The 21,309-nt window shown below is 72.1% G+C and carries 17 protein-coding genes and 1 tRNA gene; 5 read left to right on the forward strand and 13 right to left on the reverse strand.

Annotation, left to right across the window (positions count from 1 at the left end):
- Positions 1 to 51: 51 nt before the first annotated feature.
- Positions 52 to 3,273, forward strand: coding sequence for a S41 family peptidase (locus tag AB0912_RS13380; protein ID WP_366699087.1), 3,222 nt, complete (start codon positions 52 to 54; stop codon positions 3,271 to 3,273).
- Positions 3,274 to 3,426: 153 nt separating this feature from the next.
- Here the strand turns inward: AB0912_RS13380 and AB0912_RS13385 are convergent, their stop codons facing one another.
- The 4 genes from AB0912_RS13385 to AB0912_RS13400 form a co-directional block, all read right to left on the reverse strand.
- The gene (locus tag AB0912_RS13385) at positions 3,427 to 3,621 is read right to left on the reverse strand and encodes a hypothetical protein (RefSeq protein ID WP_366698933.1); all 195 of its coding nucleotides are present in this window, start codon (positions 3,619 to 3,621) and stop codon (positions 3,427 to 3,429) included.
- A gap of 139 nt (positions 3,622 to 3,760) precedes the next feature.
- Complete coding sequence (locus AB0912_RS13390; RefSeq protein WP_366698935.1) at positions 3,761 to 4,645, reverse strand: SDR family oxidoreductase; 885 nt, start codon at positions 4,643 to 4,645, stop codon at positions 3,761 to 3,763.
- The gene (locus tag AB0912_RS13395) at positions 4,642 to 5,568 is read right to left on the reverse strand and encodes an alpha/beta hydrolase (protein WP_366698937.1); all 927 of its coding nucleotides are present in this window, start codon (positions 5,566 to 5,568) and stop codon (positions 4,642 to 4,644) included. Before AB0912_RS13395 ends, AB0912_RS13390 begins: the two co-directional genes overlap by 4 nt.
- Before the next feature lie 89 nt (positions 5,569 to 5,657).
- Positions 5,658 to 7,193, reverse strand: coding sequence for an NAD(P)/FAD-dependent oxidoreductase (locus tag AB0912_RS13400; RefSeq protein ID WP_366698939.1), 1,536 nt, complete (start codon positions 7,191 to 7,193; stop codon positions 5,658 to 5,660).
- 334 nt (positions 7,194 to 7,527) lie between these two features.
- Here AB0912_RS13400 and AB0912_RS13405 point away from each other — a divergent pair, with 334 nt between their 5' ends.
- The gene (locus tag AB0912_RS13405) at positions 7,528 to 8,151 is read left to right on the forward strand and encodes a MerR family transcriptional regulator (protein ID WP_366698941.1); all 624 of its coding nucleotides are present in this window, start codon (positions 7,528 to 7,530) and stop codon (positions 8,149 to 8,151) included.
- Positions 8,152 to 8,235: 84 nt separating this feature from the next.
- On the opposite strand, the gene AB0912_RS13410 is transcribed toward AB0912_RS13405, so the two are convergent.
- On the reverse strand, positions 8,236 to 9,039 hold the full coding sequence (locus AB0912_RS13410) for an exodeoxyribonuclease III (protein WP_366698944.1): 804 nt from the start codon (positions 9,037 to 9,039) through the stop codon (positions 8,236 to 8,238).
- A gap of 164 nt (positions 9,040 to 9,203) precedes the next feature.
- Here AB0912_RS13410 and AB0912_RS13415 point away from each other — a divergent pair, with 164 nt between their 5' ends.
- Positions 9,204 to 9,680 (forward strand): GNAT family N-acetyltransferase, encoded by a 477-nt coding sequence (locus AB0912_RS13415; protein WP_366698946.1) that lies wholly within the window; start codon positions 9,204 to 9,206, stop codon positions 9,678 to 9,680.
- 124 nt (positions 9,681 to 9,804) lie between these two features.
- On the opposite strand, the gene AB0912_RS13420 is transcribed toward AB0912_RS13415, so the two are convergent.
- The 7 genes from AB0912_RS13420 to galU form a co-directional block, all read right to left on the reverse strand.
- Positions 9,805 to 9,878: transfer RNA gene (locus AB0912_RS13420), tRNA-Ala, on the reverse strand.
- A 97-nt stretch (positions 9,879 to 9,975) separates the two neighbouring features.
- A complete protein-coding gene (gene glpR / locus AB0912_RS13425; protein ID WP_366698948.1) occupies positions 9,976 to 11,253 on the reverse strand; it encodes a gephyrin-like molybdotransferase receptor GlpR in 1,278 nt (425 codons plus the stop codon).
- 173 nt (positions 11,254 to 11,426) lie between these two features.
- Positions 11,427 to 12,116 carry a GNAT family protein gene (locus AB0912_RS13430; RefSeq protein ID WP_366699089.1) on the reverse strand — a complete coding sequence of 230 codons (690 nt, stop codon included), beginning with the start codon at positions 12,114 to 12,116 and terminating at the stop codon, positions 11,427 to 11,429.
- On the reverse strand, positions 12,113 to 12,646 hold the full coding sequence (locus tag AB0912_RS13435) for a MogA/MoaB family molybdenum cofactor biosynthesis protein (RefSeq protein WP_366698950.1): 534 nt from the start codon (positions 12,644 to 12,646) through the stop codon (positions 12,113 to 12,115). The genes AB0912_RS13430 and AB0912_RS13435 overlap by 4 nt, the downstream gene beginning before the upstream one ends.
- On the reverse strand, positions 12,643 to 13,155 hold the full coding sequence (moaC, locus tag AB0912_RS13440; RefSeq protein ID WP_366698953.1) for a cyclic pyranopterin monophosphate synthase MoaC: 513 nt from the start codon (positions 13,153 to 13,155) through the stop codon (positions 12,643 to 12,645). Before moaC ends, AB0912_RS13435 begins: the two co-directional genes overlap by 4 nt.
- A 295-nt stretch (positions 13,156 to 13,450) precedes the next feature.
- Positions 13,451 to 14,773, reverse strand: a complete 1,323-nt coding sequence (gene glp, locus AB0912_RS13445) for a gephyrin-like molybdotransferase Glp (protein ID WP_366698955.1) — start codon at positions 14,771 to 14,773, stop codon at positions 13,451 to 13,453.
- A 5-nt stretch (positions 14,774 to 14,778) separates the two neighbouring features.
- Positions 14,779 to 15,681 carry a UTP--glucose-1-phosphate uridylyltransferase GalU gene (gene galU / locus AB0912_RS13450; protein WP_366698957.1) on the reverse strand — a complete coding sequence of 301 codons (903 nt, stop codon included), beginning with the start codon at positions 15,679 to 15,681 and terminating at the stop codon, positions 14,779 to 14,781.
- Positions 15,682 to 15,775: 94 nt separating this feature from the next.
- On the opposite strand from galU, the gene AB0912_RS13455 reads away from it, so the two are divergent.
- Positions 15,776 to 16,390, forward strand: coding sequence for a 5-formyltetrahydrofolate cyclo-ligase (locus AB0912_RS13455; protein ID WP_366698959.1), 615 nt, complete (start codon positions 15,776 to 15,778; stop codon positions 16,388 to 16,390).
- Between the two features lie 99 nt (positions 16,391 to 16,489).
- Here the strand turns inward: AB0912_RS13455 and AB0912_RS13460 are convergent, their stop codons facing one another.
- The gene (locus tag AB0912_RS13460; protein ID WP_366698961.1) at positions 16,490 to 19,255 is read right to left on the reverse strand and encodes a penicillin acylase family protein; all 2,766 of its coding nucleotides are present in this window, start codon (positions 19,253 to 19,255) and stop codon (positions 16,490 to 16,492) included.
- Positions 19,256 to 19,513: 258 nt separating this feature from the next.
- Between AB0912_RS13460 and AB0912_RS13465 the strand changes: the two genes are divergently transcribed.
- Positions 19,514 to 21,052, forward strand: a complete 1,539-nt coding sequence (locus tag AB0912_RS13465; RefSeq protein ID WP_366699091.1) for a potassium/proton antiporter — start codon at positions 19,514 to 19,516, stop codon at positions 21,050 to 21,052.
- The last annotated feature ends 257 nt before the right edge of the window (positions 21,053 to 21,309 follow it).

The following is a 21,309-nucleotide window of genomic DNA, read 5'->3' on the forward strand; positions in this document are numbered from 1 at the left end:
CCGGGCGGCAGGCACGAGAACGCGACCACGGACGAGCACTCCCCCGGCTATCTGCGCTTCCCGCACCTCAGCGGCGACCGCCTGTGCTTCGTCACCGAGGACGACCTGTGGGTCGCCCCGCTCGACGGCCGCGGCCGGGCCTGGCGGCTCACCGTCGACCGCACCAAGGTCGGCCACCCGCGCTTCTCGCCGGACGGCCGGACCATCGCGTACACGAGCTGGCGCAGCCTGGTCCCGGAGATCCATCTCGCGCCGGTCGACGGCGGCCCCGGCCGGCGGCTCACCTACTGGGGCAGCGCGGACACCCAGGTGTGCGGCTGGACCCCCGACGGCGACATCCTCGCCGTCGCCTCGCACGGCCAGCCCTTCTCCTACTTCACCTGGGCGCACAGCGTGCCCACCGACGGCGACCCCGGCGGCAGGCTGCCCTGGGGGCCCGTCTCGGACATCGCCGTCGCCGACCTCGACGGCGAGCGCAGGACGCTGCTGCTCACCGGCACGCCCCCGCACGAGCCGGCCGCCTGGAAGCGCTACCGGGGCGGCGCCACGGGCCGTATCTGGCTGCACGGGCAACAGCTCGTCGCCGACATCGAGGGCCACCTCGCCTGCCCCATGTTCGTCGGCGACCGGATCGCCTTCCTCTCCGACCACGAGGGCGTCGGCAACCTCTACTCCTGCGCCCACGACGGCTCCGGCCTGCGCCGGCACACCGACCACGACGCCTTCTACGCCCGGCACGCCTCCTCCGACGGCACCCGGGTCGTCTACCAGTGCGCGGGCGACCTGTGGATCGTCGACGACCTCTCCCCCACGTCGGTCCCGCGCCGCCTCGACGTCCGGCTCGGCGGCCCGCGCGCCGGGCGGCGCCCCTACCAGGTGCCGGCCTCCCAGCACGTGGACGGCATCTCCGTGGACGAGACGGGCCGGGCGAGCGCCGTCGTCGTCCGCGGCAGCCTGTACTGGCTGACCCACCGCGACGGCCCCGCCCGCACCATCGCGGACACCCCCGGCGTCCGGGTCCGGCTCCCGGAGATGCTCGGCTCGGGCGGCCAGGTCGCCTACGTCACCGACGCGGAGGGCGAGGACGCCGTCGAGATCGCCTATCTGCCGCGCGCCAGCGGCGACCGCGCCCCGCGCCGCCTGGCCTCCGGCGACCTCGGCCGCGTCCTGGAACTGGTGTCGGACCCGCGCGGCGAGCGCCTCGCCGTCGCCTCGAACGACGGGCGGCTGCTCCTGCTCGACGCGACGGAGGAGTCCGCCGGCGAGGCGACCGAGCTGATCCGGTCCATCAACGGGCCGGTCACCGACCTCGCGTTCTCCCCGGACGGCGCCTGGCTGACCTGGTCGCACCCCGGCATCGGCCGCTCGCTGCGCCAGATCAAGATGGCCCGCATCAAGGACCGGCTGGTCGTGGACGTCACCAACGGCCGCTTCGAGGACGAGAACCCGGTGTTCACCCGGGACGGCCGCTACCTCGCCTTCCTGTCCTGGCGCGGCTTCGACCCCGTCTACGACGTGCACACCGGGGACCTGTCGTTCCCGCTCGGCTGCCGCCCCTATCTCGTCCCGCTGTCCTCCGCCACGCCCTCCCCGTTCGCCCTGAACCCGGACGGTCGGCCGGTCGCCGGGGGCCTCGACCCGGTCGAGGAGGAGTCGGAGGACGGCACGGCGGCCACCGTCGAACTCGAAGGCTTGGAGAGCCGGGTGACGCCCTTCCCGGTCACCGCCTCCAAGTACTCGGCGCTGTACCCGGTCGCGGGCGGCGGGCTGGTCTGGCTGCGCTGGCCGATCTCCGGAGCGCTCGGCGAGACCTTCGCCAACCCGGACGACACCACCGGCCGCCCCACCCTGGAGTTCTTCAACATCACCAAGGCGAAGAAGTCCGAACTCGTGGACCACCTCGACTGGTTCGCGGTCAGCGGAGACGGGTCACGGCTGGTCGTCGTGGACGAGGACGACCTGCGCGCGGTCCCCTCCACCGAGTCCGGCGACAGCGACTCCACCGTCTGGATCGACCTGCGCCGCGTCCTGCACGAGGTCGACCCGCCCGCCGAGTGGCGCCAGGCCTACGAGGAGGCGGGCCGGATCATCCGCGCCTACTTCTGGGACCCGGACATGTGCGGCATCGACTGGGACGCGGTCCTCGCCCAGTACCGTCCGCTGGTCGAACGGGTCTCCTCCCCCGACGAGTTCGCCGACCTGCTGCGCGAGGTGCTCGGCGAACTGGGCACCTCGCACGCCTACGTCAGCGCCGCCCGCCGCAACGAGGGCCCCGCCCACTACCAGCGCCGGCAAGGCCTGCTCGGCGCCAACTTCGTACGCCGCGAAGGGGGTTGGATGCTCAAGCGGATCCTGCCCGGCGACTCCTCCGACTCCAAGGCGCGCTCTCCGCTGGCGGGCACCGGCATCCGCGAGGGCGCCGTCCTCACCCATGTCGACGGGCGCCCGGTGGACCCGGTCACCGGCCCCTACCCGCTGCTCGCGGGCGCGGGCGGCACCACGGTGGAGCTGACCTTCCGCCCGGCCGGCGGCGAGGGCCCCTCCCGCCGGGTCGCGGTGGTCCCGCTGATCGACGAGCGCCCGCTGCGCTACCAGGACTGGGTGGCCAAACGCCGCCAGGTGGTACGGGAGTTGAGCGGCGGCCACTGCGGCTATCTGCACATCCCGGACCTGGGCGGCTCGGGCTGGGCGCAGTTCAACCGAGACCTGCGCATGGAGGTCTCCCGCCCGGCCCTGATCATCGACGTACGGGGCAACGCGGGCGGCCACATCAGCGAACTGGTCGTGGAGAAACTGACCCGCACCATCCTGGGCTGGGACCTCACCCGCAACGCCCAGCCCGTCTCGTACGCATCCAACGCCCCGCGCGGCCCGATCGTGGCCCTCGCCGACGAGGCGACCTCCTCGGACGGGGACATGATCACGGCCGCGTTCAAGCTGCTCAAGCTGGGCCCCGTGGTCGGGCAGCGCACCTGGGGCGGGGTCGTCGGGATGACCGGCCGGCACCGGCTCGGCGACGGCACGGTCATCACCGTGCCGATGAACGCCGCCTGGTTCGACGCGTACGGCTGGTCCGTCGAGAACCACGGTGTCGCCCCCGACCTGGAGATCCTGCGCACCCCGCTCGACTGGGCGGAGGGCCGGCACGCCCAGTTGGACGACGCCATCCAGCTCTCCCTGGACCTGCTGCGCACCCAGCCCGCGGCGTCCCCGCCGGACTACTCCGACGTCCCGGACCGCACCCGCCCGAAGCTTCCCCCGCGCCCGGAGTGACGGCCGGGAGCGGCGCACCCCTTACCGCTGTGGGCAATCGTCCCCGAGGGGCGGGAGGGGCAGCGCGGCGCCGGCTCACCATGCGCGCGGCAACGCGGAGTTGGGGTGCCCTGGTAGGAACGGGCACCCCAACTCCGCGGAACGCAAGGACGATCAGGCGTCGTAGTCCTGGTCGAAGCGGTCCTGCGCCTCCTGCCGGGCGCGGTCCGCGGCCGGCATGGCGTCGTCCCGCTCCTGGCGCTCCCGCGAGGTCCGCTCGTCGGCCTCGTCGCGCGCGTTGCCCATCGAGCCCTTGGCCTTCTGCTGAAGCCGCTCGGCCTTGTCCTTGAACTGGTCCTGAATGCCCATCGAATTCACTCCCGTGGTGGGTGAGGGGGGTCGGCCCGATCCCGTTGTGAGGGACGGGTGTTCGGGCCTCGATCAGACTGACACGCGGGGACGAACCCCGCATGTCGATCGGTCACGCTCCGTGAGACCCCCCGGTGAATCAGGGCGCCGACGCCTCCCGCTCCTGCTCGTCGGCCGCCCCGCCGGCCCCGACGAGCCCGGTCCGCACGGTGCCGAGCCGCGGTTCGAACCGCCGCATCTCCCGCTGCCCGACCGCCCCGATGACGCCGGGCAGATAACCGCGGACGCCCTGCATCCCGCGCAGCCACCACTGCGCGTACACATGGCTGGAGCGGCGCTCGATGCCCGCCACGATCCGGTCGACGGCCGGGCCCAGCGGGTACGTCTTGTTCGACGGCCACGGCAGCCGCCGGCGCAGGTCCCGCATCACCTCGTCCTGGTCGGCCCCGCGCACCATGTCCGTGTCGGTCCACGACAGGTAGCCGACGCCGACCCGGACGCCCTTGTAGCCGACCTCGGCGCGCAGGCTGTGCGCGTACGCCTCCACGCCCGACTTGGACGCGCAGTACGCCGTCATCATCGGAGCCGGCGTGATGGCCGCCAGCGAGGCGATCTGGAGCAGATAGCCGCGGCTCTCCATCAGCACCGGCAGGAACGCCCGCGCCGTCACCGCCGACCCGATCAGGTTCACCTCGATGACCCGCCGCCAGGCGACCGGGTCGGAGTCCAGGAACGGACCCCCGCTCGCCACACCGGCGTTGGCGACGACGATGTCGACCTTGCCGAACCGCTCCTTGACCTCCCGGGCGACCCGCGCCATCGCCTCGTGGTCGGTGACGTCGGCGTACCAGTGGTCGCTCTCGCTGTGCAGCCGCTCCGAGACCTGTTTCAGCGCGTCCGCCTCCAGGCCGACCAGGGCGATCTTGGCCCCGCGCGCGGACAGCTTGCGCGCGAGCAGCTCACCGACCCCGCGCGCCGCCCCCGTGACGACCGCGACCTGTCCTTCGAGACTCACCCTGCTCATGCGCCCTCCTTGATCTCTTCGGCCTCTTCGGTCTCTTCGGTCGTACCGGCGGCCGGCGTGTACGCGGTGACGAGTTCCCGTATCCGGGCGGTCACCAGCTCCGGTGCCTCGATCGGGGTCATGTGGCCGACGCCGGCGAGTTCGGTGCTGCCGACGCAGTTCGGCAGGGCCGCGACCAGGGCCCGCGCGTGCACGACCGGTGTCATCCGGTCCGCCGTCCCCGCGATCACGGCCGTCGGCACCCGCAACTCCCGTACGCCGTGGTCGAGATCGAGCGACTCCAGGACGGCCGACCAGGCGTGCCGCACGGTGCGCGGACAGGCGTGCACGATCCGCGCGCAGGCCTCCACCATCGCCGGCGACGAACCGGCGCCCATCGTCGCGTACTTGAGGATCCCGCGGGCGACCGGCGTGACGGGCCCGAGCGGGGCGCGCGAGCCGAGGACCGCGCCGGTGACCCGTGTGCGCAGCCGGCCGGCCCGCAGCGGGAGGACCCGCGACTCGGCGACCAGCCGGGTGCTGCCGGTGCTGCACAGCAGGGCCGCCGCCGCGTGCTCGGTGAAGCGGGGCCGGGTGGACGCGGCCATCAGCGTCATCCCGCCCATCGAATGGCCCACCAGCACGGCCTTCTCGCCCGGCGCCAGCGTGGCCGCGAGCACCGCCTCCAGGTCGTCGGCGAGCGCGTCCGTGCTGCACAACTCACTCGCCGGGCTGCGCCCGTGGCCGCGCTGGTCGTAGGCGATGACCCGGTGGTCGGCGGCCAGGTCCCGGATCTGCGCCGCCCAGAAGGCGGTCGAGCAGGTCCAGCCGTGGGCGAGGACCACCGAGGGCGCGCCCTCGGGGCCGTGCACCTCGACGTGCAGCCGGGCGCCGTCCGCCGACGTCACGGCCAGTTCCCGTACCGGCGCGGGCGGCGCGTACACCTCGTGCCCGCCACGCCCGCCACGCCCGCCCCGCGCGCCACGTCCGTCCCGTCCGCCCCGCGCGCCACGTCCGTCATGCGTCGGCCGGCTCACGCCTCCGCCACCGCCTTCTTCCCGCCGACGCCGCGCACGGCCGCCGGTACGGGCGCGGGCTCCGCCGCCCGGACCACCTCGTACTCCGCGAGGTCGACCCGGCGGGTGGCGCCCCGGAACTCGGTGGTCGTGCCGGGCCAGACGGTGGTGTTGACGCCGTTGGCGTCCAGGTACCAGCTCGTGCAGCCGCCGGTGTTCCACACCGTGCGCTTCATGCGCTCCTGCACCCGGTCGTTCCAGGCGTCCACGGCGGCGGCCCGCGCGTCCAGCGCCACCCGCCCGCCGAGCACGTCCAACTGCCGTACGAAGTCGGCCAGATAGTTGAGCTGGGACTCGATCATCAGGATCATCGAGGAGTTCCCGAGCCCGGTGTTGGGCCCGATGATCGTCATCCAGTTGGGGAAGCCGGCCGCGGTCGCGCCGCGCAGCGACTTCATGCCGTCCTTCCACGCCTCGGCCAGCGTCCGCCCGTGCGCGCCGACGACCCGCTCGGCGATCGGCATGTCGGTGACGTGGAAGCCGGTGCCGAAGACGATGGCGTCGGCCTCGGACCTGCTGCCGTCGGCGGCGACCAGCGTGGAGCCCTCGATCCGGGCGAGCCCGGAGGCGACGACGTCCACGTTCGGCTGGGTGAGCGCCGGATAGTAGGTGTTCGACAGCAGGATGCGCTTGCAGCCGATCCGGTAGTCGGGCGTCAGCTTGGCGCGCAGCGCCGGGTCCTTCACGGCACGGGAGATGTTCCGCTTGGCCAGCCGCTCCACCAGGCCGAGTTCGTCGGGCCGCTTGGTGAACGCCTGCACCTGGAGTTCGCGGATGCCCCACAGCAGTCCGCGCCGGGCCTGTGTGGTGAACGGCAGCTGCCGGTGCAGCCAGCGCTCGGCGCCGGTGATCGCCCGGTCGACGCGCGGCATCACCCACGGCGGGGTGCGCTGGAAGAGGGTCAGGCGGGAGACCTCGGGCTGGATGGCCGGCACGATCTGGATGGCGGAGGCGCCGGTGCCCACCATGGCGACGCGCTTGCCGCGCAGCTCGTAGTCGTGGTCCCAGCGGGCGGAGTGGAAGACCTTGCCGGGGAAGGTGTCGATGCCGGGGATCGCCGGGATCTTCGGGTCGGACAGCGGCCCGGTCGCGGAGACCACGAGGTCGGCGGTCAGATAGCCGCTGCTCGTCTCGATGCCCCAGCGCAGCTTCTGCGCGTCCCAGGTCATCATCCGAACCTCGGAGTTGAAGCGCAGGTGCGGGCGCAGCCGGAAGGTGTCCGCCACGTGCTCCAGGTAGGCGCGGATGTGCTCCTGGCCCGAGAAGGTGCGCGGCCACTCGGGGTTGGGCGCGAACGAGAACGAGTACAGGTGCGACGGCACGTCACAGGCGCACCCGGGGTAGCTGTTGTCCCGCCAGGTGCCGCCCACGCTGTCGGCCCGCTCCAGGACGACGAAGTCGGTGACGCCCTCGCGGCGCAGCCGCACCGCGGCGCCCAGCCCGCCGAACCCGGACCCGATCACCGCCACCCGTACATGCTCGTGCTCGGTCATCCCGACGCCTCCCTGGTCCGCACGACTCTGCCAGTGAACACTGGCGCAATCGGAGCGTAGAACAGCTTCGTACTGATGGGTAGGGGTCGCGAGCGGGAAAGTTACCCGGGGTACGACGTAGGGTGCGCAGGTGGCCGAGGGATCAGGGAAGCGGGGCGCCGGGGCGCGGGCGCGGAGTGGGCGGACGCCGGGAAGCGGTGCGCACGGGCCGCGGGCGCGGGCGCGCGGAGCCGTCGAACCCCCGCCCGGCCGGCCCGCCGAGACCGGCCCCCCGAACCCCTCCGGGGGCTCCTCCGGCAACCCTTCCGGCAGCTCTTCCGGCCGCGAGTACCGCATGGAGGAACTGGCCGAGAAGGCCGGCATCACCGTGCGCACCCTGCGCTTCTACCGGGAACGCAAGCTCATACCGCCGCCCCGCCGCGAGGGCCGCATCGCCTGGTACGACGACACCCACCTGGCCCGCCTGCGCACCATCTCGGCGCTCCTGGAACGCGGCCACACCCTCAACGGCATCGCGGAACTGGCCGAGGCCTTCGACCACGGGCGGGACGTGGGCGAGCTGCTGGGCCTCGGCGAGCCGACCGAGGAGACCCCGGTCCGCCTCTCCCCCGAGGAACTGGCCGACGTCTTCGCCGGCCAGGCCACCCCGGAGAACCTCGCCGCCGCGCTCGACCTCGGCTATCTGGGCACGGACGGCGGCGAGATCGTGCACATCAGCCGCCGTCTGCTGGACGTCTCGGCCGCGCTGGTCCGCGAGGGCATCCCGCTGGCCGACGTCCTGCGGGCCGCCCGCCGCGTACGCGACCACACCGAGGCCCTGGCCGAACTCTTCACCACCCTGGTCCTCACCGAGAACCGCACCCCGTCGGACCTGCAACGCCTGCGCCCGCTGGCGAAGAGCGTGGTGGAGGCGGAACTGTCGATGGCCTTGGACCGCAGGCTGCGGGAGAAGGAGTAACCCCTCCTGCGAGGGAAGGGAGCAGCCCTTCCCCTGCGGGGAAGGCGAGCAGGAGCCCCCGGGGCCGGCAGCCCCGGCTCGGGCTCAGAGGTCGTAGACGACCGTCACGGGCGCGTGGTCGGACCAGCGCTCCTCATGGGTCGCGGCCCGCTCGACGAAGCCCTTGACCGCCTTGCCGGCCAGGCCGGGCGTGCAGACGTGGAGGTCGATCCGCCACCCCGAATCGTTGTCGAAGGCCTGCCCCCGGTACGACCACCACGAGTACGGGCCCTCGGTGTCCGGGTGCAGGGCGCGGACGATGTCCACGTAGCCGCCGTCGGCCGGGTCGAGGACCTGGCCCAGCCAGGCGCGCTCCTCGGGGAGGAAGCCGGAGTTCTTGCGGTTGGCGCGCCAGTTCTTGAGGTCGGCCTCCTGGTGGGCGATGTTCCAGTCGCCGCAGACGACGACCTCGCGCCCGTCGGCGGCGGCCCGCTCCCGGAGCCCCTTGAGGTATCCGAGGAACTCCGCCATGAACCGGATCTTCTCGTCCTGCCGCGCGGTGCCGACCTCGCCCGAGGGCAGATAGAGGCTGGCCACGGTCACGCCGGGCAGGTCCACCTCGACGTAGCGGCCGGAGGCGTCGAACTCCGCGGAGCCGAAGCCGACGCGGACGGCGTCCGGCTCACGGCGTGTGTAAAGGGACACACCGGCGCGGCCCTTGGCGGCGGCCGGGGCGTGCACGACGTGCCAGCCCTCGGGGGCGCGTACCTCCTCGGGGAGCTGCCCGGGCTCGGCCCGCACCTCCTGGAGGCACAGCACGTCCGCGGAGGTCTCGGCGAGCCACTCCACGAAGCCCTTCTTCGCGGCGGCCCGGAGCCCGTTCACATTCACAGAGGTCACAGTCAGCACCCGGGCACGATACTGAACCGGTGCACCCGATCCGAACTCGATCACCGGCCTGGCAGGGCGCGCCGCACCGCGCCGCCCCGCGGGCCGGCGACCCCGCCCGGACCGGCCCGCACACCCCGTCACGACCCCATCACCCGCCACCGCATAGATGTACGGTATTCCGCATGAACATCCGCCAGGTCCCCTTCGACCACCCCGACGCCGTCAAGCTCAACGACCAGGTGCAGGCCGAGTACGCCGAGCGCTACGGAGACGACGGCGACGCCACCCACCTGGACCCGGCGATGTTCGCCCCGCCGGCGGGGCGCTATCTGATCGCGTACGACGAGCGGGACCGCCCGGTGGCGACGGGCGGCTGGCGCACCCAGGACGCGAACGACGAGGGCTACTCGGACGGCGACGCCGAACTCAAGCGCATGTACGTGGTCCCGGAGGCCCGGGGCCTCGGCCTGGCCCGGCGCATCCTGGCCGCCCTGGAGGAGGACGCCCGCGCGGCGGGCCGCACCCGCATGGTCCTGGAGACCGGCACCAAGCAGCCCGAGGCGGTGGCCCTCTACACGTCGAGCGGCTACACCCCCTGCGCCAAGTTCGGCTACTACCGCTTCCACGAACTGAGCCTCTGCTACGCGAAGGCCCTGTAGTCCCCGCCGGCACACCCCCGGAGCGGGCCCCATGGGCCCGCTCCCCGGCGGGAGTTGGCACCTCACCGCCCGGACATGGCAAGAGCCCCAGCCGGATCTCTCCGACTGGGGCTCTGAGCTGCGGTGGACCTGTGGGGATTTGAACCCCAGACCCCCTCGATGCGAACGAGGTGCGCTACCAGACTGCGCCACAGGCCCTTGCAACGAGTGAAACTCTAGCATCCCGATCGTGGTGCTTGGAAATCCGTTCCGGGCTGGTCAGCCAGGTCCTTCCGAGCACCGGCCGGCGGGCCCGTCACTCGTTGGCCGCGCGCGGCCGTTCGCCGTCCTCGTACTGGTCGAAGAGCGGGGTGCGGCCGCGCTCGCGGGCGCGGCGCGCGGACGCCGCCCGGCGGGCGTCGCTGCGGCCGTCGTCCGCGCTCTCCGCCGTGTGGGCGTCCTCCCCGGCGTTCTCCTCGGCCGGGTCGGCGGCGGGCGTGCTCGGCTCGACCGCGCTGGAGCGGGCGGAACTCCACGCGTCCGGCGCGCCCAGGTCGACATCGGAGGTGGCGCGCGGCGCGACGGGGGCGGTGACGTAGGTCGGCAGGGGCACCGGCACCGGGTCCCAGCTCTCGCCCTGGCGGGGGCCGTGCCGGCGCTCGCGCTGCTGGTCGACCCACTCGGCGTGGTCCGTCTGCTCGACCAGGGCGCGGCGGTCGGCGGCGAGCGCGGAGAGCCCGGTGTCGGTGTCGGTCGCCGGGCCTTCCTCCGGTTCGTCCACCGTGGGGTCGGCGGCGGGCCGGCGGCGCGGCTGGCGCTCCCGGAGCCGCTGCGCCGCGACCTCGGCGCGCCGGCGGTCCATGGTGTAGGTGAAGCGCCGCCGCTCCTGCGCCCGCAGGTACACGATGTACGCGCTGAGGGTCACGGCCGGCACGCCCGGCGCCCACAGGAACGCGAGGCCTCCGACGGCCGCGACGATCGCGCCGAGGGTGAAGGCGAGGAAGAGCATGACCGTCGTACGCCGGCGGCGCGCGAGGACCTTGACGCGCCTGGCCCGCGCTTCGGCTTCCGCCGAGGGCCCCCGGCGCGCGCCGGGCGCGCGGCCCGTCGTGGACGAGGTGGCCTGGTGGGGCGCGGACTTGGCGGGGTGTCTGGGCGCGGACGACTGCTGCGGTACGGTCCGGGCCGCGCCCGGGGTCTCGTACGCGCCGCTGTCCCTGCCGCTCGCCCGGTCGCCCGGGGTCTGTTCCGCCGGGGCCGGTTCCTGGGCGCGCACGTGCTCCTGGACCTGGGGCCGGTGCTGGACTGCCGTCTGGGGCCGGGTCGGGGGCATGGCGAAGGCCCGGACGTCCACCGAGTCGGTGACGTCGCCCGGGTCGGCGTCGGGCTCCCCCTCGTCGGCGGAGCGCGCCCGCAGGTCCTTGGCGTACCGACGCTCCATGCCCGCCCGTCCGGACAGCAGCCGGATGGCGGTGCTGAAGCGTTCCGTCGGACGGGCTTCGTTCAGCTCGTCCTGCCTACGGAGCCACATCGGCACCAAGTAGGCGGCCCAGGCCCCGACGATGACTGCGTAGATGAGGCCGCTGCTGCTCACGCCTCACACGGTAGAGGGGTTTGTGTGAGGCCATCTGCCAATTGCGCCGGTGTGTCGCACGATCTGGCTGATATTTCGAGCTTTTTTTGTGACCGATGCGATCAGCAGGCCGCCGGGAGCGCGAAATTAATGCCCTGAGCCGATCGCCCGGCGATCAATTTCGAACATCTATTTCATTTTCCGGCGTTGCCGGGCGTGCTCGGGTTCTGCGATCCCGGCTGATCCGGTCCCACCTGTTCCGGCCTGGTCTGGACCGACCGGCTGCGGCGCCAGCGGGCGAGCAGCCCCTCGGGCACTTCCTCCGCGGTGAGCGCGAAGACGAGATGGTCCCGCCACGCGCCGTCGATGTGGAGATAGCGCGGGCGAAGCCCTTCCTCGCGGAATCCGAGTTTCTCCACGACCCGGCGGCTGGGCCGGTTCTCGGGGCGAATACAGACTTCGACGCGGTGCAGTCCGACCGTGCGGAAGCAGTGGTCGGTGACCAGCGCGACGGCCGTCGGCATCACTCCGCGGCCGGCGACCGACTGGTCCACCCAGTAGCCGACGTGGCCCGAGCACATCGAGCCCCAGGTGATCCCGGCGACGGTCAACTGGCCCACCAGCCGTCCCTGGTACTCGATCACGAAGGGCAGCATCCGGCCCGCGTTGGCCTCGGCCCGCAGGTGCCGGACCATCTGACGGTAGGTCGGCCGGTGCGCGATCGGGCCGCTCGGCGTGGGCGGCGGGATGGTCGCCTCCCAGGGGCGCAGCCAGTCGCGGTTGCGCCGGTTGACCTCACGCCAGGTCCGCTGGTCGCGCAGCCTTATCGGCCGGAGGACGACATCGCCGTCCGCCAGCTCGACGGGCCAGGACGGGCTGTTCAGCTCGCACCCCCACTGCCGCTGGGTCTGAGGTGGTCGCCGCCGCGGAGCTGGTCGACGGCGTGCACCAGAAGAGGCTCCAGGACGGCCAGGCCGTCCTTCACCCCGCCGGTGGAACCCGGCAGGTTCACGATCAGTGTCCCCCGGGCGACTCCGGCGAGCCCGCGGGAGAGCGCCGCCGTGGGCACCTTCTCCCTGCCGAACGCTCTGATGGCCTCGGCGATGCCCGGGATCTGGTGGTCCAGCACCCGGAGGGTGGCCTCGGGGGTGCGGTCGGTGGGTGAGACCCCGGTGCCTCCGGTGGTGACGATGACGTCGTAGCCCGCGTCGACACCGGCCCGCAGGGCCGCCTCGACGGGGTCCCCGTCCGGGACGACCTGGGGTCCCTCGACCGCGAACCCGAATCGCGCGAGTCCGTCGGCGATCAGGGGGCCGCCCTTGTCCTCGTAGATCCCGGCGGAGGCTCGGTTGGAGGCCGTGACCACCAGGGCCCGGTAGGACCGCCCGTCCGCCGGCCCGGCCGCGCCGGTCATGACCGGCTCCAGCCGCCGGACTTTCCGCCCGTCTTCTCTTCCACCCGTACGTCCGTGATGACGGCGCCCTTGTCGACGGCCTTGACCATGTCGATCACGGTGAGCGCGGCGACGCTGACCGCGGTGAGTGCCTCCATCTCGACGCCCGTTCGGTCGGTGGTCTTCACGGTGGCGAGGATCTCGACGGCGTCATCCGCCACGGACAGGTCGACCTTGACGCCGGACACCGAGAGCGGGTGGCACAGCGGGATCAGGTCCGGGGTGCGCTTGGCTCCCATGATCCCCGCGATCCGGGCGGTGGCCAGGGCGTCTCCCTTGGGGACTCCCTCGCCGCGCAGCAGCTCGACGACGGCCGGGGAGACCAGGACGCGGCCGCTGGCCCGCGCGGTGCGCGCGGTCACGTCCTTCCCGGACACGTCGACCATGCGGGCGGCGCCCGCCTCGTCGATGTGCGTCAGTCGGTCCTGCACGGGGGGTCCGGAGGTCTCCCCCCGGGACGGAACAGTCATGTGCGCGGCGCTCCCGGTCAGGGCCCCTCGCGGTGCGGCGCGTGGGCCTGGTGTGCGCGACACGTTACCGCCCGGCCGTCCGCCACCACGCCCCCTGTGGACGAGCGCGCACGGCCCCTGTGGATAAGTGGCCCCGGCTCCCCCGCGACCCGGCACTCCCGCGACCCGGCTCCCCCGCGACCCGGCAGTCGCGCCCGGCTTCCCCGCCACTCGCCACTCGGCACCAGCCACTCGCCACTCGCCACTCGCGGTCCAACGCCCCGGCGGTCCCGGGGCAGGCCCCGCGCCCCGCCGCTCAGCCGAGCAGGACGACGTCGACCTCGGTGCCGGGCTCGACGGAGGTGTCGTCCTCGGGGACGACGATCAGCGCGTCGGCGTGCGCGAGGGCCGCGACCAGATGGGACCCGGCGCCGCCGACGGGGGTCACCGTGCCGTCCGCGTAGCTGCCGCGCAGGAACTGGCGGCGGCCTGCGGGCGAGGTGAGCGCCTTGTCGGCGGCGAGGGTGGCTCTGGTGGTGGGCCGGTGGACGTCCTTCAGACCGGCCAGGGTGCGGATCGCGGGGCGCACGAAGAGTTCGAAGGAGACGTACGACGACACCGGGTTGCCCGGGAGGGCGAGCAGCGGGGTGTGGTCGGGGCCGATGGAGCCGAAGCCCTGGGGTTTGCCGGGCTGCATGGCGAGCGTGCGGAAGTCGATGCCGCCGCCGGCCTCGTCCTCGTCGCCCACCGAGGACAGCGCCTCCTTGACGACGTCGTAGGCGCCGACGCTGACGCCGCCGGTGGTGACCACGAGGTCGGCGCGGATGAGCTGGTCCTCGATGGTGGCGCGCAGGGTGTCGGCGTCGTCGGCGACCGCGCCCACCCGGTAGGCGATGGCCCCGGCGTCGCGGGCGGCCGCGTACAGGGCGAAGCTGTTGGAGTCGTAGATCCGGCCGGTGCCCAGTTCCTCGCCGGGCTGGGCGAGTTCACTGCCGGTGGAGACGACGACCACGCGCGGGCGGGGGCGGACGCGCACGGTGGCGCGGCCGATCGCGGCGAGCAGGCCGATCTGCGGCGGGCCGAGGATGGTGCCCGCTTCGAGGGCGCGGTCGCCGGCCTTCACGTCGCTGCCGGCGGCGCGCACGTGCGCGCGGGCCTCGGCGGCGCGGTGGACCTGCACCTGTCCGAAGGAGCCCTCGGGGGAGGCGCTGTGCGCGCGCATCCCGGTGACCGGGCCCTCGCCCAGGCCGCCGTCGGTCCACTCGACGGGGACGACGGCCTCGGCTCCGGGCGGCAGCGGGGCTCCGGTCATGATGCGGGCGGCCTGGCCGGGGCCCACATAGGGCGACTCGGCCTGGCCGGCGGCGACATCGCCGACGACCGTGAGGACCGCCGGGTACTCCTCGCTCGCGCCCGCGACGTCCGCGACCCGGACCGCGTACCCGTCCATCGAGCTGTTGTCGAACGGCGGCAGGGAGACCGGCACCGTCACGTCCTCGACCAGGACGCAGCCCTGGGCGTCGAGGAGTTGCAGCTCGATGGGTTCGAGGGGGCGGACGGTGCCGAGGATGTCCTCCAGGTGGTCCTCCACCGACCAGAGGTGGTCCTGGCCGGTGGTACGGGTCGCGGCGCTGCTCAAAGTCCCTACATCTCCTCGGCTACGTAACGTCGAAGCCAGGTCCGGAAGTCCGGGCCCAGGTCTTCACGTTCGCACGCGAGTCTGACAATGGCACGCAGGTAGTCGCCACGGTCACCGGTGTCATAGCGGCGGCCCTTGAAGACGACGCCGTGCACGGGGCCGCCGACCTTCTCGTCGGTGGCGAGCTGCTGGAGGGCGTCGGTGAGCTGGATCTCGCCGCCGCGGCCGGGCTCGGTCTTGCGGAGTATGTCGAAGATGTGCGGGTCGAGGACATAGCGGCCGATGATCGCGTAGTTGCTGGGGGCGTCGGCGGCGTCGGGCTTCTCGACCAGGCCGGTCACCTTCACGAGGTCGCCCTCGGCGGTGGGTTCGACGGCGGCGCAGCCGTAGAGGTGGATCTGCTCGGGCGCGACCTCCATGAGGGCGATGACGCTGCCGCCGTGCCGCTCCTGGACCTCGACCATGCGGGCCAGCAGGGGGTCGCGGGGGTCGATCAGGTCGTCGCCGAGGAGGACGGCGAAGGGTTCGTGGCCGACGTGCGGGGCCGCGCACAGGACGGCGTGACCGAGTCCCTTGGGGTCGCCCTGGCGCACGTAGTGCATGGTCGCGAGGTCGCTGGACTCCTGGACCTTGGCGAGCCGGCCGGCGTCGCCCTTCTTCTGGAGGGCGGACTCCAGCTCGTAGTTGCGGTCGAAGTGGTCTTCCAGGGGGCGCTTGTTGCGGCCCGTGATCATCAGGACGTCGTCCAGACCCGCCGACACGGCCTCTTCGACCACGTACTGGATCGCGGGCTTGTCGACGACCGGCAGCATCTCCTTGGGAGTGGCCTTGGTGGCCGGCAGGAACCGGGTGCCGAGGCCTGCCGCGGGAATGACAGCCTTGCTGATCCTGGGGTGCGACTCAGTCATGCCGGCAACCATATCCGGTGGCTATGTGCTGAATCTGTGGCTCCGGTTAATTCGCTCTCATATGAGCACATTGAGAAGACGAGGGGAGCGCTCTGTGAGCCACCTGGGACCCGAACCGGACCCTACGAAGCGAATGTTGCGCCGAGGGTTCCTCGCGGTGAGAAGCGGGTTGACGGACGATGACGTGCGCGAGTTCGCCGCGGCGCTCGCCGTCCGCGCCCTGGAGCTGCCCGAACTGGCGCACGCGCGCACGGTGGCGGCGTACGTCTCGGTGGGGAGTGAACCGGGCACGCTCGCACTCCTGGACGCGCTCCGCGCGCGCGGGGTGCGGGTGCTGCTGCCGGTCCTGCTGCCGGACAACGACCTCGACTGGGGTGTGTACGACGGCGCCGGCTCCCTCGCCCCGGTCCGGCACGGCGCGCGGATGGCCCTTCTGGAGCCCGTGGGCGAGCGGTTGGGCCCCGAGGCCGTCGCGGGCGCTGACGTGGTCCTGCTGCCCGGTCTCGCGGTCGACGGGCGCGGGATGCGGCTGGGCCGCGGCGGCGGCTCCTACGACCGCGTCCTGGCCCGGCTGGAGCGGACGGGCGCCGGTCCCGCGCTGGTGGTGCTCCTGTACGAGGGCGAAGTCGTCGAGCGGGTGCCGGCGGAGGCCCACGACCGGCCCGTCCACGCCGTGGTGACGCCCTCGGGGACGCGGCGCTTTCGCTGACCTGTGCCCGGAACGCGAAGTGGCCCTCCACGCGCGCGTGGAGGGCCACTTCGGCCGGACGGTGCCCAGGGCGTCACGCCCTGGCCGCCGCCGGGACGGTCACGGCTTGAGGACCAGGCTGTCGCTCGTCTTCTTGTCGACGGCCTTGTCCGAGAAGGCCCACGGCAGGAGTTCTCCCTTGGCCCACAGATCCGTCTGGTCCGTGTAGTGCGCGCTGTAGGCGTGCCCGCTGGCACCCGACAGGTTGATCCACTTCGACTTGTCGAGGTCGCCGAGGTTCACGACCATCCGCATCGAGGGGACCCACACCACTCCGTAGCCGCCCGCGGCGTTCCAGCCGGTCGCGTTGACCGTCGCCTCGCCGCCGCCGAGCTTCCAGGGGCCGCGGTTGAGCATGTACTGGAGGAAACGGGGGCCTTCGGTACCGAGGGTCTGGTTCTTCAGGAACAGGCGGTGCAGCCGGCCCCAGCTCCAGGTGTCGATGTCCTTGCCGAGCTTGGCGGTCAGCTCCCAGCGGGCGTCCCGCAGGGCGCGCGCGAACAGCTCGTCCCGGGTCCCGGTGGCCTTCTGGGTGCGCGTCTTGGGCGCCTTCCACCAGTCGTTGTCCTCATCGTTGACGATCTTGCGGACGACCTCGAACCAGCGGTCGCCGCCGTCCGGCTGCGCCTGGTCCGCGTCACGCTCGCCGCACTCGCGCACCTTCTGGTCCTCGTCCGCGGGACCGGTGGTGTCGACCCGGTCGACGTACAGGCACTGCCCCTTGACCCGCAGCTCCTTGGGCAGTTTGTTGCCGAAGGCGAGCTTGAGGATGTTGCGCCAGGTGGCGTTGAAGTAGGCGGCCGCCGCGGAGTCGGAGTCCTGGGTGTAGTCCCAGCCTTCCAGGAGCTTCTGCGCCTCGCGGACGTCCTTGTCGGCCACGTCGATCTTCAGCAGCTTCGGCACGAGCAGCTTGGCGATCTCACTGCTGGTGTCGAGCTGCATCTGCCGCATGTCGTCGGTCGAGATCTTGCCGCCGCCGTTGATCTTCGACTGGATGAGGTCGTTGATCCGCTGGCTGCGGGTGCCGTAGCCCCAGTCCGTGGTGAGCGTGTAGGGGTACTTGTCCTTGTCGACGACCGCCTGGTTCGCGGTCACGATGTAGCCGCGCTCGGGGTTGTACTCGTAGGGCAGCGCGGACTGCTTGATGTAGCCGGTCCAGCGGTACTTGGAGTCCCAGCCGGGCGACGGGAGCGAGCCGTCGTCACCCTGCGCGCGGGTGGGGATCTTGCCCGGGAGCTGGTAGCCGATGTTGCCCTTGGTGTCGGCGTAGACGAGGTTCTGGGAGGGCACGTCGAAGGACGCGGACGCCTTGCGGAACCCGGTCCAGTCGGAGGCCTTGTCCATCTGGAAAACGGCGTCCATGGAGGTGCCGGCGTCCAGCGCGGTCCAGCGCAGGGCGATGGCGTAGCCGTCCCCGCGGTCGGGCGCCTCGGAGTCGACGGTGGCCTTCTTGCCGACCTTGACCAGTTCGTCGTCACGGTCGGAGAGCAGCGGCATGCCGTCCTGGGTCGAGCGGACCACGATCGTCTTGCTCGAACCGCCGGCGACCTTGATGGTCTCCTTGCGGGTGGTGAAGGGCAGCACCTTGCCGTCGTACTCGTAGCCCGCGCCGGTGATCTTCTCCAGGTAGAGGTCGGTGACGTCGACCCCCGAGTTGGTCATGCCCCAGGCGATGTCCTGGTTGTGGCCGATGACCACGCCGGGCATGCCCGCGAAGGTGTAGCCGGCGACGTCGTACTGGCAGGTGGCGGAGAGCGAGCGGCAGTGCAGGCCCATCTGGTACCAGACCGAGGGCAGCGAGGCCGACAGGTGCGGGTCGTTGGCGAGCAGCGGCTTGCCGGTGATGGTGTGGCTGCCGGAGACGACCCAGGAGTTGGAGCCGATGCCGTTGCCGTTGACGCCGACAGCGGTGGGCACGTTGTCGAGCACCTTGTAGAGGCCCGAGAGCTGGCTCTGGAAGCCCGTGGGGGCCTCGGTGTCGCCCGCCAGCCCGGTACCCGCCGCGCCCGTCGTGGCGCCCGGGTTGGCGGCGCCGCCGGTCCGCGAGTACGCGCCGGTGACGCTGTCGTAGGCGCCCTCCTGGACGATCGCCTTGTTCCGGCTGTACGGGTACTCCGGGTACAGGTCGGCGATCTGCTTGGGGCCGAGCCGGCTCGTCATCAGGGAGCGGTCGATCTCGTCCTGCATGTTGCCGCGCAGGTCCCAGGCCATCGCCTTGAGCCAGGCCACGGAGTCGACCGGGGTCCACTGCTGGGGCGTGTAGTCGTTGCTGAACCCGAGGGCGGCGTACTCCAGGGAGATGTCCTTGCCGTCCTTGCCCTTCAGGTAGGCGTTGACGCCCTTGGAGTAGGCCTGGAGGTACTTCTTCGTGGAGGCCGACAGCTTGGTGTCGTACTCCTTCTGTGCCACCCGGTTCCAGCCCAGGGTGCGCAGGAACTCGTCGTTCTTGACCTGGCCCTTGCCGAACATCTCGGACAGCCGGCCCGAGGTCATGTGGCGGCGCACGTCCATCTCGTAGAACCGGTCCTGCGCCTGGACGAAGCCCTGGGCCATGAACAGGTCTTGGTCGGAGGAGGCGTAGATCTGCGGGATGCCGTTGGCGTCGCGCTTGACGTCCACCGGGCCCGACAGGCCCTCCAGCTCTATGGAGCCCTTGGTCTGCGGGAAGGAGGCGCGCACGGTGCTGACGCTCCAGTACGCGCCGAAGGCGAGGCCTCCGATGAGGGCGAGAACCAGGACAATCAAGAACAGTCGGGCTTTGCGCCCCTTCTTCCTGCCGGACTTGCCGGGCTGTTGGCCGGAAGAGGCGGTGGTGTTGGGGGGCATCGCTGTCCTTGCTGTCCTAACGCGAGCGGCAGGCGGTCCTGGAGTGCTGGAGCAACCATAGGCGCAGGGCCGACCGCGCCTGGACGCGGAGTGGGGAACCGGAAGGCGCGGGCACCCGATCCCGCCTCCCGGACCGTCAAGGAAGCGTCAAGAGTTAGGTAAGGTAACGAAGTACTTGCACTGAAAGTAGCCGGCTTCCGGTGCTCGGATCCGCGTCCTCGTCCCGGCGGGAGCGGATCGGCGAGAAAGGAACAGCCCCTGACTGTCCACCACCTCAACCAGCTCCTGCTCGTGTGCGCGCTCGTCCTGCTCATCGCCGTGGCGGCGGTCCGGATCTCCTCACGCAGCGGGCTCCCCACCCTGCTCGTGTACCTGGGACTCGGCGTCGCCATCGGACAGGACGGCGTCGGCGACGTCCCCTTCAACAACGCCGAACTGACCCAGGTCATCGGATACGCGGCCCTGGTCGTGATCCTTGCCGAGGGCGGACTCGGCACGAAGTGGAAGGAGATCAAGCCGGCCCTCCCGGCGGCCTCCTCGCTGGCCCTGGTGGGTGTCGCGGTGAGCGTCGGCGTCACGGCGACGGCGGCGCACTACTTCATCGACCTGGAGTGGCGGCAGGCCTTCATCATCGGGGCGGTGGTGTCCTCGACCGACGCCGCGGCGGTGTTCTCCGTGCTGCGGAAAATCCCCCTTCCCGCGCGCGTGACGGGCATCCTGGAGGCCGAGTCCGGCTTCAACGACGCCCCGGTGGTCATCCTCGTCGTCGCGTTCTCCACCGCCGGGCCGGTGGAGCACTGGTACGCGCTGATCGGTGAGATAGCCCTCGAACTGGCGATCGGCGCCGCCATCGGGATCGCGGTCGGCTGGCTCGGCTCCTTCGGGCTGCGGCACGTGGCACTGCCCGCCTCCGGCCTCTACCCCATCGCCGTCATGGCCATCGCCGTCGTCGCGTACGCCACCGGAGCGCTCGCGCACGGCAGTGGATTCCTCGCCGTCTACCTCGCCTCCATGCTGCTCGGCAACGCGAAACTGCCGCACTGGCCCGCCACCCGCGGCTTCGCCGAGGGGCTCGGCTGGATCGCCCAGATCGGCATGTTCGTGCTGCTCGGCCTGCTCGTCACCCCACACGAGGTGGGCAACGACGTCGTGCCCGCGCTGCTGGTCGGCCTGATACTGACGATGGTCGCGCGCCCCCTGAGCGTCATCGTCAGCCTGCTGCCCTTCCGCATCCCCTGGCAGGAACAGACCCTGCTCTCCTGGGCGGGCCTGCGCGGCGCGGTGCCCATCATCCTGGCGACCATCCCCATGGTGAACGGCGTCCCGGAGAGCCGGCGGATCTTCAACATCGTCTTCGTACTGGTCGTCGTCTACACCCTCATCCAGGGCCCGACCCTGCCCTGGCTGGCCCGCAAGCTCCGGCTCGGGGCATCCCCCGGCGCCGCCGACCTGGGCATCGAGTCGGCACCCCTGGAGCGGCTGCGCGGCCACCTGCTGTCGGTCACCATCCCCGAGGGCTCGCGGATGCACGGCGTCGAGGTGGGCGAGCTGCGGATGCCCCCCGGGGCCGCGGTCACCCTCGTCGTCCGCGACGGGAAGTCCTTCGTGCCGGCGCCGACGACCGTGCTGCGGCTCGGCGACGAACTGCTCGTGGTGGCCACCGACCCGGTCCGCGACGCCGCCGAGAAGCGGCTGCGCGCGGTGGGCCAGGGCGGCAAGCTGGCCGGCTGGCTGGGCACCGGCGAGGTCGCCACCGAGGACCAGCGGGGCCACACGGCCCACCGGAAGAGCCTCTGAGAGGACCGACAGGGCTACGGGCATTCCCAGGCGGGCACCGCGACGGTGCTCGTTTTCACAGGCGAGGGGGTGCCCGCCCCTGTACGATGAAGGCACACCTTGATCGGACCAACTCTGCCTGACGCAGAGCTGGCGCGACCGTATGGCGGCCGTGACGCCCTCCCGCAGAGGACGCCGGTATCTACCGCAGATCCGCGCAAGAGGACAGCTCTCGGCGCCCCCGCACGGGCGCGCTACCAGGCGGCAGAAAGGCACGG

The sequence above is a fragment of the Streptomyces sp. NPDC007084 genome, assembly GCF_040703595.1.
Classification (GTDB): Bacteria; Actinomycetota; Actinomycetes; order Streptomycetales; family Streptomycetaceae; genus Streptomyces.

Coding starts and splice junctions, on each gene's coding strand:
- AB0912_RS13385 (WP_366698933.1), bottom strand. CDS start 3,621: ATGGGCATTCAGGACCAGTTCAAGGACAAGGCCGAGCGGCTTCAGCAG.
- AB0912_RS13390 (WP_366698935.1), bottom strand. CDS start 4,645: ATGAGCAGGGTGAGTCTCGAAGGACAGGTCGCGGTCGTCACGGGGGCG.
- AB0912_RS13400 (WP_366698939.1), bottom strand. CDS start 7,193: ATGACCGAGCACGAGCATGTACGGGTGGCGGTGATCGGGTCCGGGTTC.
- AB0912_RS13405 (WP_366698941.1), top strand. CDS start 7,528: ATGGAGGAACTGGCCGAGAAGGCCGGCATCACCGTGCGCACCCTGCGC.
- AB0912_RS13415 (WP_366698946.1), top strand. CDS start 9,204: ATGAACATCCGCCAGGTCCCCTTCGACCACCCCGACGCCGTCAAGCTC.
- AB0912_RS13435 (WP_366698950.1), bottom strand. CDS start 12,646: ATGACCGGCGCGGCCGGGCCGGCGGACGGGCGGTCCTACCGGGCCCTG.
- moaC (WP_366698953.1), bottom strand. CDS start 13,155: ATGACTGTTCCGTCCCGGGGGGAGACCTCCGGACCCCCCGTGCAGGAC.
- galU (WP_366698957.1), bottom strand. CDS start 15,681: ATGACTGAGTCGCACCCCAGGATCAGCAAGGCTGTCATTCCCGCGGCA.
- AB0912_RS13460 (WP_366698961.1), bottom strand. CDS start 19,255: ATGCCCCCCAACACCACCGCCTCTTCCGGCCAACAGCCCGGCAAGTCC.